The 13,643-nt window shown below is 59.9% G+C and carries 11 protein-coding genes; 2 read left to right on the forward strand and 9 right to left on the reverse strand.

Annotation, left to right across the window (positions count from 1 at the left end):
* Nucleotides 1-220: 220 nt before the first annotated feature.
* From DOE79_RS08785 to DOE79_RS08825, 8 genes are all read right to left on the reverse strand, one after another.
* On the reverse strand, nt 221-997 hold the full coding sequence (locus DOE79_RS08785; protein WP_120338180.1) for an HAD-IIB family hydrolase: 777 nt from the start codon (nt 995-997) through the stop codon (nt 221-223).
* The gene (locus tag DOE79_RS08790; protein WP_120338181.1) at nt 997-2,310 is read right to left on the reverse strand and encodes a UDP-glucose dehydrogenase family protein; all 1,314 of its coding nucleotides are present in this window, start codon (nt 2,308-2,310) and stop codon (nt 997-999) included. Before DOE79_RS08790 ends, DOE79_RS08785 begins: the two co-directional genes overlap by 1 nt.
* A gap of 221 nt (nt 2,311-2,531) precedes the next feature.
* Nucleotides 2,532-3,098, reverse strand: a complete 567-nt coding sequence (locus DOE79_RS08795; protein WP_120338182.1) for a sortase — start codon at nt 3,096-3,098, stop codon at nt 2,532-2,534.
* Between the two features lie 99 nt (nt 3,099-3,197).
* Nucleotides 3,198-4,919, reverse strand: a complete 1,722-nt coding sequence (locus DOE79_RS08800; protein WP_120338183.1) for a DUF4012 domain-containing protein — start codon at nt 4,917-4,919, stop codon at nt 3,198-3,200.
* Nucleotides 4,920-5,003: 84 nt separating this feature from the next.
* Nucleotides 5,004-5,999, reverse strand: a complete 996-nt coding sequence (locus tag DOE79_RS08805) for a GDP-L-fucose synthase family protein (protein ID WP_120338184.1) — start codon at nt 5,997-5,999, stop codon at nt 5,004-5,006.
* Between the two features lie 2 nt (nt 6,000-6,001).
* Nucleotides 6,002-7,033, reverse strand: coding sequence for a GDP-mannose 4,6-dehydratase (gene gmd / locus DOE79_RS08810; protein WP_120338172.1), 1,032 nt, complete (start codon nt 7,031-7,033; stop codon nt 6,002-6,004).
* 131 nt (nt 7,034-7,164) lie between these two features.
* Nucleotides 7,165-8,301, reverse strand: a complete 1,137-nt coding sequence (locus tag DOE79_RS08815; protein WP_245977217.1) for a glycosyltransferase family 4 protein — start codon at nt 8,299-8,301, stop codon at nt 7,165-7,167.
* A 1,318-nt stretch (nt 8,302-9,619) separates the two neighbouring features.
* Nucleotides 9,620-10,093: a serine O-acetyltransferase gene (locus DOE79_RS08825; RefSeq protein WP_162942679.1), complete on the reverse strand. Its 474-nt coding sequence runs from the start codon at nt 10,091-10,093 to the stop codon at nt 9,620-9,622.
* 589 nt (nt 10,094-10,682) lie between these two features.
* Between DOE79_RS08825 and DOE79_RS21150 the strand changes: the two genes are divergently transcribed.
* Complete coding sequence (locus DOE79_RS21150) at nt 10,683-11,084, forward strand: acyltransferase family protein (protein WP_425455718.1); 402 nt, start codon at nt 10,683-10,685, stop codon at nt 11,082-11,084.
* Nucleotides 11,051-11,551 carry a hypothetical protein gene (locus DOE79_RS21155; protein WP_162942680.1) on the forward strand — a complete coding sequence of 167 codons (501 nt, stop codon included), beginning with the start codon at nt 11,051-11,053 and terminating at the stop codon, nt 11,549-11,551. Before DOE79_RS21150 ends, DOE79_RS21155 begins: the two co-directional genes overlap by 34 nt.
* A gap of 785 nt (nt 11,552-12,336) precedes the next feature.
* On the opposite strand, the gene DOE79_RS08840 is transcribed toward DOE79_RS21155, so the two are convergent.
* A complete protein-coding gene (locus DOE79_RS08840; protein ID WP_162942681.1) occupies nt 12,337-13,503 on the reverse strand; it encodes a hypothetical protein in 1,167 nt (388 codons plus the stop codon).
* Between the last annotated feature and the right edge of the window lie 140 nt (nt 13,504-13,643).

Below are 13,643 nucleotides of genomic sequence, written 5' to 3' on the forward strand. Positions count from 1 at the left end.
TCTTGTCCTCACTCCGAGCTCTTACCCGGCTGGAGTGACGCGCCACATCCGCGGGCGCGATGAGAACATGCTCCCCGAAGAGGATGTGCCATGCCGTTCACTTATCGCACACTCACGCGTTGGTTCAGGCGTCAGATCAGCGAGCCATTGAAGGCGATGTACTCGGGAATGGACGAGCGACTGCTGCAGGGCCAACCAGAGGACTTGCAGCCGCCAATCGCTAGCGTGAAACGGTCTGCAGGGCCGGGATGAGCGTCGTCAAAAATGCGGCGGTGTCTTCCCACCCCTCTACTGCCACACAGTCGACGCCCAACGCCTTCACTGGGTAGTCGTTGCCGTTCTCATCCAGCCGATCGCCGACGAAGAGCATGTCGTCCAGCGGGATCCCGGTGAGTTCGGCCAACCGGGTCATGCCGTAGGCCTTGTCGATGCCACGCCGTGTGATGTCCACCGAAGTGGAACCGCCGGAGCGCACCTCGAGGTCAGGCAAGAGGGTCTGCACGGCCTCGCGCAGCGCCGTCTTTTTGACGCCGTCAGCGTCCCATTGAGTCTTCGCGGCGACGGGAGCAGCCTGTCCCAGCGCGGAGAAGGTGATCTGTGATCCGCGGTCCTCAAGAATCGGACCCCAGGTCTCCGCCTCCCAGTATCCCAGTTCCCGCGCGGTTTCTTCGACCGCGATGAGGGCGCGCTGCTTCTGATCGTCAGTGAGGTTCTCGGCGTAGACCTGCACCCACGCGCCGTCCTCGTTACGGTAGTACTGCGTGCCACACGTGGGCATCAGGTGCAAGCGGGTGAGGGCTGCCGCGTCGACATCTACCAGGTTGTCGATGACCTGCATAGTGAACTGCGCGAACTGACCACCGGAAATCACGCAAACCTCAGCTACATCAAGCAGCCGTATGAGCAGCTCGGCCATGCGTGGGTCAATAGGCGATTTCGAAGGTGCGAGAGTGTCGTCGAGGTCGAATGCGACCAAAAGTGGGTTCTGAGTTGCCATTAGGGTCGGCCCAATCCGTAGTAAGTCCATCCGGCGGCACGCCACTTGACAGCATCGAGTGTGTTGCGCCCGTCGACGATGGTGGGAGTTTCTACTAGTGTCGCAGCCCAAACTGGGTCGATGTCTTTGAACTCGGGCCACTCGGTCACCAGGACCACTACAGTGGCGCCACGCAAAGTGGTCTCGATGTCAGTCTCGTAGCTGAGCTGCGGGTGCCGTGCGCGCGAATTTTCGATCGCCTGTGGGTCAGTCGCTACGACATCGGCACCGAGGCCGCGCAGCTGGACGGCAACATCGAGAGCCGGCGAATCACGCACATCATCGGAGTGCGGCTTGAAACTCAGTCCCAGCACGGCGACCTTCGTGTTGTACACCGGACGATCAATGGCCGCCACGGTGAGGTCCACGACCCGCTGCCGGCGGCGCAGGTTGATGGAGTCAACCTCTTTGAGGAAGGCAACCGATTCGCCACGGCCGAGCTCTTCGGCGCGAGCCGTGAAAGCTCGGATGTCCTTGGGTAGGCATCCACCACCGAAGCCGACGCCTGCGTTGAGGAAACGGCGACCGATTCTGCTGTCATAGCCGATTGCGTCGGCAAGCTGGGTGACGTCGGCTCCAGATACCTCCGCGATCTCGGCCATGGCGTTGATGAAGCTGATCTTGGTGGCGAGGAAGGCGTTCGCGGCGACTTTGACCAGTTCGGCGGTGGCATAGTCGGTGACCACCAGCGGCGTTTGAGTTGCGATGGCGGAGGCATAGACCTCGTTCAGCTGCGAGACAGCACGCTCACCAGCTTCTCCGGCAGGAACCCCGTAGACGAGGCGGTCAGGAGCGATGGTGTCCTGCACGGCAAACCCTTCCCGCAGGAATTCGGGGTTCCAGGCAAGGGCGGCCCCAGTTCCCGAAGCGGCCACCACGGCAGCGAGACGCGCTGCCGTACCCACGGGCACGGTGCTCTTGCCCACGACTAGATCCCCGGCGCTGAGGTGCGGTAACAAAGCGTCGATCGCCGCGTCGACGTAGGTGAGGTCAGCGGCGTGGCTGCCCTTCTTCTGCGGTGTCCCTACGGCGACAAAGTGCACTGCGGCACCTGCAGCATCCGCGATGTCGGTGCTGAACCGCAACCGGCCCGAGGCCATCGCTGAGGTGAGGACCTCCGGCAAACCTGGCTCAAAGAAAGGGGTCCGACCACTAGAGAGGGCATCAATCTTGACTGGGTCGACGTCGATTCCCACGACTTCATGTCCCAGCTCGGCCATGGCCGATGCGTGCACAGCGCCGAGGTAGCCACAGCCGATGACGGATATTTTCACAGTTGAATCCCCATAAGAAAAGCCTACCGGAAGCGCCTTCACGCCCGGCCGGTGACGAGTGGTGGTAAAGCGTAGCCATATGCGGCATCATGCAAATTCTGAATACTCGCCCTAAGAAAAGGCCCCGGACTGTGTCCGGGGCCTTTTCTGTCGACTATGTCTTACCTAGCAACTTCAGTCAGTGTCGGAAGATGTTGCCTGTAGCGAGTTGCAGGATGAAGCTAGGCGGTTGCGCGCTGGCGGCGAACGACGCCGAGAACGACGACCAGTGCGATGCCGAGGAGCAGTGCGCCAGCGCCACCCCAGATCGCGAGCATGGGGGCGTTATAACCGGTGCTAGCAAGTCCGCCATCGGTCGATGTGCCGGAGCCAGCTCCACCGGCCGAGTCTACGGCCGCGACCGTGAGGCTTGCAGTGCCGACGGTGCCGGAGGTAAGCCCAGTGGCCGTCGTCGTGTAGGTGCCCGAGGCGTCGGTGGGCAGTGTGACCTCGAGAGCGACCGCTCCGGTGCCGGCAGCCGACTTGACGAGGCTCTGCGAGTTTACGACCGACTTGAAGGTTGCGAGGGTGGCACCGGCTGCGTTCTCGCCGGTAAGAGTGAAGGAGACCGGCTCACCCGGGGTGAAGGAACCCTCGGTGAACGAGATCGTGACAGGAGATCCCGGAGCGATCGTGCCAGAGACGACAATGTTGCCGTCGGGGACATAGCCAGCGGCGTTAGCCGCAGCCGGGACGGCAAATACTGCGAGAACCGCAAGCGCGATCGCCGCAAAGGACTTTTTGAACATGGAAATACCCCCTGCTGTTGTGCAATGAATGTGCCGACACTGGCGGTGCTTCGATTGAAGCTGTCCCCCAAAAGGGGTTATAAACAACCATACGGGACTTTAACAGGTCATATCCAGTTTCTTTGTTTCATTTCTGTGAATTACGGGTGTCATTTGCAGTTCCAAGTCACCGTCCAACGGAGCGGCGCCCAGCCAGTTAAAGCGGAGTTTTGTGCTCTGTCCAGGCGCTAGTTCAACGGTCAGCGCACTCACCTGGTAACCGTCGTCGGTAGCCGGGAGGTATGGCGCCGCGTCGCCGTCCTGAGTCACACCAAGGTTCTGAGTCTCCGGTGAGGAGTACGCGGACACGATGGTCTTCACGTTCCCCGGTGACACTCCGACCTGAGTTCCACCCGTGACATATTTCGGTAATGTGGTCGCGGCATCGAGGGGTGCAGTGTTGGTCAGAGTAACCTCTACTGCGAAGTTCGGGCGTTTGTCGTTCCGGCAGGTAACCTGTCCCACGCTCGTGGACACGTCCAGATAGGTGTCCATCTTCGCCCCGGTCGCATCGTTCAGATACAGTCCGAACCGCTGGGTGTCGGCGTCGCTCGCCGGGAGCCCGCCAGCGAGAGTGGTGTCAGCCAGAACGGCCTGCTCGGCTTCCGCAGCGCTCCACACCAAGACGCGATGTTCTGCGCCCGCCTTGGCGAGTGCGCTGATCAGAGCAACAGGGTCTGCGCCGCCGCCGGCGACAGACGAGAATACCGCCGCCGCCGCCGACGCAAAGAACTCGTCCTGCTCTTTCGGTTCCTCGAATCGCTGATAGACATCGGTGAGAAGCAGGCTCACGGCGTTGTCCGTCGTCAGCGAATCGCCGGACGGTAGAGCGATGGGGCCGGTTGCGGCAAGGACGTAGCCAAGCGCGACAGGGTCGATGGAGAGAACACCGTCAACCTCGAGCCCATACTGCAGCTGCCACATCTCCCGAGCGAGCGCGGCTGAGAGCGGAAAACTGGGAGTGAGCCCGACATTCAGCATGTACTGACCGGTTATCGATCCGTATAGGTTGCGAGTGTCGGTGGGCAGTTCGAGCACAGACTCCGGGTGTCGCGGAAAGCTGGCGCCTGAGGCTTGCTGGGTGAGCTGGATAGTTCCGTTTTCCGTGTGGACCAATGCAACGGCTCCCATAATGCCGCCGGACGAACGTAATTCGGCAGGGTTCTGAAAGAGCACCAGGTAGTTGCGCGGACCGTTGGCGCCCAACATGGTGGGCACCGTACGCACAGCCTTGTCGACCACGTCGAGCGCTGGCTCGGCTGAATCGACTGCGTTGCCCAACCGCCCGACCGCGTGAGCAACCTGCTCGATAGTGCCGTCAGAGTCAATCGCGGCGACTTGAGTTTGAGCGGCGCGGATCGCGCTGAGCGCCTGCGAGACGGCCGGCTGAGCGTCGATAAGGGGCTGGACGTCGATAACTCCGTCGACAGGCCGAAAATCGTCAACGGAAATCCGGCCGGCAGCTTCGGAGAGCGGGCCGATACCGTTCTCTGCAAGCTTGTCCACGACGGCCGCCAATTGGCGAACGACCGTGAGGTTGGGCCCCAGTGCGGGGATCGCCTCGAAGGCTTGCCACACCGGATCGCTGGTGAGCTCCGCAGCAGACGCTGCTCGAGCCGTCAAGTCTTCACCGGTTCGCCGGGCCGCTTCGCTCTCCCCGGCGATTACCTGCCTCTGCATGGCGCTGGCCAACGGAATCGCCGCTTCAAGTTCAGCCCTAGCGAGCCACGCTCGCACCCCCACCCACGCGACGAGTCCAACGACGATCACGACGATCGTCAACGCGAGAAGGATGACGGTCTTCCTGCGTCCGCGTCGGGCGCGCCGACTGCTGCGTGGACGCGTGGCGGGGGGACTATCCACGCCTTACTCGCGCAGGTTGTTGGTGTGGTCGCGGTACCACTGCACGGTCGAGCGCAGTCCGTCCTCGAGGCCGATGTTGGCCGTCCACCCCGCCTGGGCGAGTTTGCTGACGTCGAGGAGTTTCTGCGGGGTCCCGTCGGGCTTGTCGGTGTCCCACAAGGTCTCCCCCGTAAAGCCCACAACCCGGGCGATGGTCTCAGCGATCTCCTTGATCGTGACATCACTGCCGGTACCCACGTTGACCTGCTCAGGCCCGTCGTAGTGCTCCATCAAATGCAAGCACGCCTCAGCCATGTCGTCCACGTGCAAGAACTCCCGACGCGGCGTGCCCGTGCCCCAGTTCGTGACACTAGACGCACCAGAAGCCACAGCCTCGTCATAACGCCGAATCAACGCCGGCAACACATGTGAGCCCTTGGGCGAGAAGTTATCGCCAGGCCCATACAAGTTCGTCGGCATCGCCGAGATCCACGGCAACCCGTACTGACGCCGCACCGCCTGGATCTGCAAGATCCCGGCGATCTTCGCGATCGCATACGCGTCGTTCGTGGGCTCGAGATGACCAGTCAGCAGCGTGTCCTCACGGATCGGCTGCGGCGCCAAACGCGGGTAAATGCACGAAGAACCCAGGAACAACAACCGCTCCACCCCATACTTCAGGGCCGCGTCGAGCACGTTGACCTGAATACGGAGGTTATCGCTGAGGAAATCCACCGGATACGTACTATTAGCCAGAATCCCGCCGACCTTCGCCGCAGCCAACACCACGTACTTCGGTGTGGTCTCTTCGAAGAACGCGAACACCGCATCCCGGTCCTTCAAATCCAACTCCGCCGAACTGCGGCCGACAAGGTCAGTGAAACCCTCCGACTCCAGGCGCCGCCAGATCGCGGACCCCACCAAACCCCGGTGCCCGGCGACGTAGAACCGGGCATCCCGATCCAACGCCGCCGGGGTGAACGCGACCTGATCGCGAGCGTCAGCCACAGACACGGTCATGGTTACTTAGTTCCCCAGCTCGTCAGCTTGACCTCATCGATCCACGGACGACCAGCGTGCTCCAACGCCGCAATATCAGCGTCAACCATGATGCGAGCCAGCTCAGCCGTGTCGACCTCAGCCTTCCACCCCAGCTTCGCTTCAGCCTTGGACGCGTCACCAACAAGAGCGTCCACCTCGGTCGGACGCAAGTACCGCTCATCAAAGCGCACGTGCTCTTCCCAGTTCAACCCAGCGTGACTGAACGAGGTCTCCACAAAGTCACGCACGGTGAAGTTCCCACCCGTGGCGAGGACGAAGTCATCCGGCTCGTCAGCCTGCAGCATCCGCCACATGCCTTCCACATACTCAGCCGCGTAACCCCAGTCCCGGATCGAGTCCAGGTTGCCCAAGTACACGTGGTCCTGCTTCCCAGCCTTGATCGCCGCGACCGCACGAGTGATCTTGCGCGTCACGAACGTCTCACCACGACGCGGAGACTCGTGGTTGAACAGGATCCCGTTCACCGCGAACATGTCATACGCCTCGCGGTAGTTCTTCGTCACCCAGTACGAATACACCTTCGCCGCACCATACGGCGAACGCGGGTAGAACGGAGTCTCCTCGTTCTGCGGCGGCGGAGTCGCACCAAACATCTCCGAACTCGACGCCTGATAGAACCGCGTCGTGATCCCCGACATCCGCACCGCTTCCAACAAACGAATGGTGCCCATACCCGTGGTGTCACCCGTGTGCTCAGGCTCATCGAAGGACACCCGCACATGCGACTGCGCGGCCAAGTTATAGACCTCGTCCGGCTGAATCTCGGCCAACAACGTCACCAGACGCGAACCATCAGACAGGTCACCGTAGTGCAAGAACAACTTCGCCGCCGGGTCATGCGGGTCAACATACAGGTGATCAATCCGCGACGTATTAAACGTCGACGCACGACGAATCAAACCATGAACCTCGTACCCCTTAGCGAGCAACAGCTCAGCCAAATAAGAACCATCCTGGCCCGTAATACCAGTAATAAGCGCGCGCTTAGTCAATAGATCCCCCAGGGGTCTCGGGCAACAGCGATCGGACAAGTCGTCCGTCGACGTTGCCGGGCTGTTTCACTTCAAAGCTGAGCATATGGATTCGACCGCTGTGACGCAAACGGGGGTGACGAATAGCATCGTCAACCTTTGGGCGAACGAGCAACTAGCGCATGAATCCAGGTCATAAACCGGTCGATGGCAGCGGTCTCGCTGAGGACATCGGTACGGTAACGAAAACCATTAGCACCCATCGCGAGTGAGAGCCCAGGGTCCGCTCCGAGAGCGAGCGCTGCGTCAAGAAGAGCCTGGGGATCACCGGCCCGAACGATCCGACCGCCTTCCGCCGTCTCAATCTCACTTGCTGTGAGGCCCTCTGGGTCCGTTGCCCCGATAACCGGGCGAGCAGCGTTAAAGTAGGACGTAAGTTTGCTTGGTACAGCCATTTCCGACACACCGGGTTTCTCGTTGACGAGCAGCACATCCGCCGCTGCCAACGCGTCCTGAAACCCGTTGTCGTCAAGCGACCCGATGAACTGGAGGCGAGAGATGCTCGCGCCAAGGGCCTGGAGCTCGTTTCGCTGGCTGCCGTTGCCCAAGAGCACGAACCGCACCGCACTATCCTGTTCCTCGGCCAATCGAGCAGCCTCGACCACGTTCTCGAGGCCTTGTTTGACACCCATGTTGCCGGCGTGCAGAACCACCGTCTCTCCATCGGCCCAGCCATGGAGCGCTCTCGTGATGGCAACGTCCGTGGGAGGAGCTGGGTCAAGGTGAGTCCAGTTTCGCACGACCTCAATGCTCTCTGGTCGGACGCCCAGCCGCCGGCTCAAGTACTCTCCGAAGCGGTCGTGGATTACGACAACACCGGAGGCGGCTCTGAGGGTTGCCCTCTCTACCGAGGCGATGAGGTTTGCGACGGGTCCACTTCCCATGCCCGTCTCGGTGATGCCGAGACTGTAGATGTCCTGCACCCAGATGTTTACCACGGGCTTACGCGGGCCGAACCTAGCCCGGAGCATGGCAATGGCCGTAGAAAACAATGCAGGCGACACCATTATGACCACGTCCGGCCGGCCCCATCGTGCAAACAGCAATCGCAACCCGAACGACAGTTCGGACACGAGCCGGTTAAACCCTCCCGGGTTTGACGGAACGTAGTGTCGAAGCCGAGTGACATCCACAGCATCAATCACCTCAGTGCTTTTCCAGCGGCCATATCCGGGGCGTATTTTCCACTCCGGGTAGTGGGGATGAGATGTGAGCGTAGACACTGTCATGCCTCGTTGCGCCAGGCCTCGCGCTAGAGCGCTCGTGTACGGCGAGATGCCGGTTGATTCCGGGACATAGTTGAGCCCGATAACCAACACTTTCAGTTGCTGATCATTGTTGGTCCCACTACGCGACTGTTGCGCCTCGGCCCGGCTCATGATGGAGACACAGAATCACCCAGTTGGGGTACACCGAAGAGCACCCCACACATTGCTACGTCGTGTCTCACGTGAATCACGCCCTCAGTAATCTAACCCTGACATTGGAACCGCATCCCCTGCACCCCCGTTTGGGTGGCTGGCGGAGAAGGGTCCAGCCTACCGATCGTGAGTGGCGCTCGATTGACTCAAGAGGTCGTAGGGGTAAATTGGCGATTCCGATCCCGTTACGAGCAGCCGCGCCAACTCGGTGCGAGGAGGCTTCCGGGCGGGCTTCTTGCCTTCGCGAAAAGACCTCACCCCGCGTTCTTGGAGGCTATTACGCTCGCTAAACCGGAGTCGACGGAGACGATGCACCTTGTCGACGTGAGCGTCTGAAATCCGAACTTCAGAACAGACGTTTCGCTAACTACTCGGGGCGTACTGAACCGGTAGTTCTTGAAAAGTAGAGCCCCGTTAGCCCCTCTTTCACTGGACGCGCCCTGTTCTGAACGTACAGAGCGGACTGTTGGGACAGATCGCCTGCGAGTGTCGCCCCCATTCCAGTTACTATCCCGTGTCCGATTCGGGTACCGGGTGCCACGTTCGTATTGGAGGAAATCAGGCATCTGTCGCCAATCACAATCGACCTCGTCCGCTGCACTGCTCGGTTCCAGTCGATGCCATGCGTTACGAAGGTACTCCGCACACCTGCAATCGTGGTGTATTCGCCCACATAGATGCCACCACTCACATCTGCGTAATGTCTGGAGGTGAAGGCGCTATGCCTTCCCAAGATGAACTCCCCACGTCCGCCAGACGCTATCAGCTCCCTGGACGCAGATATCCAGTTCCACTGCCCGATGACGCTGTCGGGGCCCAGTTCAATCCTCTGCACGTCGCGGAAGACGTTGAATGGGCCTATGCGACTGTTCTTTGCGGCTGTGAGATTTCGAACTCCAAGAATAAGACACGGGCCGATTGATGCCGACCTGTCAATCGAAAATCCAACCCTATTCAGCAGTACATTCTTAGTGGGAGATGCTGGCAGAAGCCCAAGGAGCGCAATCGCCATGTTCTTAACACTGCCCATTTAAATCTCCCGGAAACATGTCTCGTCAGCACCGCACGGGCGCAGATGCCGTCTGACTATCGTACAGTCGAGCCAGGCAGCCCCAGCTCTCAACCACTAGTCGATACGGCGCGCAGGTATGCCGACAACCGTTGATCCAGCCAGCACATCGCGAGTCACGACCGAGTTGGCGCCAATGCATGAGTCGTCACCGACGTTCATGTAGCCAATGACCTTCGCCCCTGCACCTATCATCACCCGATCGCCAATGACCGGGTAGCGATGATCCGCGCGTGAATCGGCATACTTGTCACCGAGGGTGACTTGTTGAAGAATCGTGCAATCGTCTCCGATCCGGACGCCATTGCCGACAACGACTCCATTCGGATGCGGAAGGAGGAGGCCATCCCCTACCTTGCAACCTGGAACAAAATCGGCGCCGGTGAGAGCGTGACACACGGAGCGCGTTATGCCGAGAAGGAAAGTGACCCTTCTTCTGGCCCAGAATTGTTGAAACCGAAGAAAAGTGGTCGCGGTATAGCCTGGCGTGGTCAGAAACAGCGTAACGATTCCACGAAGAGAAGGCGCCACGAGCGGACGATGACGTGAGAAGTCCTTTCGGAGAGAATCAGCCAGGACGCTCACGAGGACCCCACAATCGTCAAGTGCGTGTAGATGAGAAGCTCCTTTCTCCACCGCTCGTCTATTCGTGAGCGGTTATTTAGCGCTATTACGAGTAAGCGTAGTTGAGTGCCAGTGGACCATCTCACCGCAAAAGGCAAAGTATGCACGTCGCTCCGAGGGGGCCGTAGCCGACAGTCGAGTTCAGATTCTTTGTCTGGACTTGGCCATCTGTCGACGGACATCGGATTTCTGACCAAGCTGTGCTGACGCCTTTGCTCGGTTCGTGTGGGACAGCGCAACCGGCACGTCTCCGGAGTAGTCGACACATCATTCCCGCGCGACAGAGTTCTTCGTCATCATCCTGCATCTTGCGTTCGGGCGCTCCTGCGAGAAGCCCGTAGCGGACGACGTCTCGGCCACCCAGACAACGCCCACTGAACAATGGCTGATAGTGCCACGCCCCGCCGACCAACCCAATGGGCTGAGCCAACTGACGCCATTGGGGAAACAAATGACTAGTGACAAGCCGGAGCACTCGCGGATAGAAGGCATCGACATGCTTCGAGGAATCGCGATCGCGCTAGTCCTGGTCAGACACGCCGCACCGAGCGTGTTCGGCGGTGCTGGGATCGTTGGAGTGGTGATCTTTTTCGCCCTCAGCGGGTACCTAATCACGGCGATCTTGCACCGCAATATCCTCAAGTCCGGTCGAGTCAGATACGCGCGTTTCTATCGAAATCGTGCACTCCGACTGATTCCCGCCCTCGTCTTCATGCTGATGGGGCTCACGGTTATTACTTTAACCATTAACCCCCTGGACGACCGGACCCGACTGGTCCGCACGCTCCTCGGGGGCTTTCCTACACATCGGACTTTCCCTTTGATCATGGCAGCAATGCGATCGGACATCTGTGGACCCTCGCTGTGGAAGAACAGTTTTACCTCGTCTGGCCGTTAGTTCTGATGGTGGCAATGCGATGGAAGAGAACTCGGACCGTGTTCGTAGTCGCAGGATCCAGCATTCTTGTTGTATTGACCAGTACGCTAGTGTTGGCGTCCCCCAACTTCGACCGCATCTACTCGCTTCCGAGTTCCTGGGCGCTGGCAATGCTGATCGGTGCGGCTGCCTACTTCGGTCAAGAGCACATTTCGAGGCGTCTCCCAACCTCGCGCACTGCATCGAGAGTTACCGTCGCCGCATCCCTCGCAGTCTTGGCAGGGATCAGCCTTGGCCCGGATCTCAAGGCTTATGCTGTGACATATGTAGTGATAGGACCTGTGATTGCCTTGGCGACCGTTGTCCTGATCAACTTTGTACGTCATTGGAATTCTGCCGACACGCTGGCTGCGTCCGCTTCTGTACCTTGGCACGATCTCCTACGCGCTTTATCTTTGGAACTATGCCATCGTCGCATGGCTGAGTGACGCGCTACCCTGGGTCCACTCGATTGGCGGCGTGGCACTTAGCCTGGTCGCGGCAAGTATTAGCCGGGTGGCAATCGAGCGACCAGTGGCACGCTGGAAACAGCGACTTGACCGACGCACACGACGCACAGAATCAGAGACAGAAACAGTGCGAGCTGCCAACGCCGTGTAATGGTCGAGGCGGGTGATGCCAGGGCGCTCCCCTAAGGTTGGATTCCTGGTCGGCGCTCGGCCCCCACGCCAGTAAATTTGGCGGCCGCGTGTTCAGCTGTTTCAGCTGTTTCAGCTGTTTCAGCTGTTCATCTTGCACGCCGTCGCCTTTCCAAAGTAAGCGCCGAACAATTGTCAGCGGCTACCAAGCGCTGACACAGCCCTCGAGCGCCCGCCAGGTCATTGGCGCTGCGGCAGACGGATCCCGCCGTGACGATGCATTGTGCTGGCTAACATTCGCGAGGCGGCACACAGCCTGGACTGGTTCCACGGATGGCCGCGATTCAGCTGTGGATGACTACCTAGACCATCCAAACGATATGCCTGACCCTGCCAATTCGCTTCTAGCGCGGCGTCGTTTCTCCACCATGAGGACACGCTGCACCGTGTGCGGAATGAAGCCCTGAGTTCAATCCACCGCCACACGTCCCGCTGGCCCCTCGGAGGCGCGCTCGTAACGCCTCGACTGGGAGACGGCAACCATTAAACGCCACCAACGGCTTGTCCAGACACCGTCCATCAAAGCGTCAACTATTAGCACGCAAACCCTCTCGCCTAGCTCTAGACCACGCGCCCTAGTAGGACCTTATGGAGCGTCTGGCAATGAAGAATGTGGCAGGGCCCTGTAGCGCCAGAACGACGCCCGCAGTGGCGAGGAAAGGGGCTGCCGCCCCAAGTGTGTCGGCAAAGAACACGACAAGGAGCAGGTTGATAGCGGCAAACGGCACTATCAAAAGCGCTTGAGTCCTTGATCCCGAAAGATCCATCAACAGCATGGTCGCCGGCTGGTGAAGGGTGAGGAGCAGCAGCAGCAATGCACCTGCGATTATGACTGGCCACGGCACGGAAGAACCGGACATCAAGCTAATTGCTGTGGGTGCGCCTAGGAGAAACAGAACTGCGAGGATTGTTCCCAACACACCCGCACGGAGCATCTCGCGATCCAGGTCCGACCGCTGCAAAACCCCTCGCACTTTCAGCGTGCGGAAGCGTGGCCAGAGGAACTGTCCGTACACGGCAATGAGCGAATTGACGCCGCCGAATACAGTCCAGACAAGAGAGAACTGCGCCACAGCCAGAGCCGAAGACGCGTGACCGAGCACGACCCGGCCACCTTGCGTTGTCATAGCGACGGCCGCAGCGATGATCATTCCGCTAAGCCCCCAGCCCAAGAGCACCCGGTAACGGACGGGCGCACTTGCCACGGCTTCGCCTGGCGTTTGGGCCATCCTGCGCAGCACTCCTAAGGCCAAACACCATCCGATAACGTTCGCTACCAGTGAAGAAAGCGGTATCAGGAGCGCGTAGAGCAGGGCTGACTGGCCCAGTACATGGACGCAGATGGCACCGATCAGACTCAAAAATTGCACGGATCCGTTGACGAGTGTTGCCGTACCGACCCTTCCCACACCTTGCAGTACCCGCGTCCCCTGGCTGAATAGAAGGGTGGTACCGAAAATTGCCAGTACTAGGGACGCTGCCAATGAGAGATCCGAAAACACCTGGGCTTGTTTTGCGCCGAGGAGCGCATCCCATGCGCCCGTCGACCCGAGTACCACGCTAAGCAGGACTATGCATGCAGCAATGACTGCGAGCAACCGTCTGACCTTGTTGAGAGTTTCGGTGAGGAGCGACACATTTCCGAGGGCTTTTGCGTCGGCGGCGGCATTTACTACTGAGATTCCCAAACCAAAGTCTGCGAATGGAATCAGAAGCGGTATCGACGCGACGAGGGCAACCACCCCATACGCGCTAAGCCCAACGTCGGAAACAACCAGGCGCGTATAGAAGATGACCGATATGAAGCCGCCAGCAAGAACCAACGATCGGATACCTAGTAGGCGCGGTATTTCGCCGCCTAAGGAGCGCATCAGATAGCGCC

The organism is Cryobacterium soli, from assembly GCF_003611035.1.
In the GTDB taxonomy this organism is placed as follows: Bacteria; Actinomycetota; Actinomycetes; order Actinomycetales; family Microbacteriaceae; genus Cryobacterium; species Cryobacterium soli.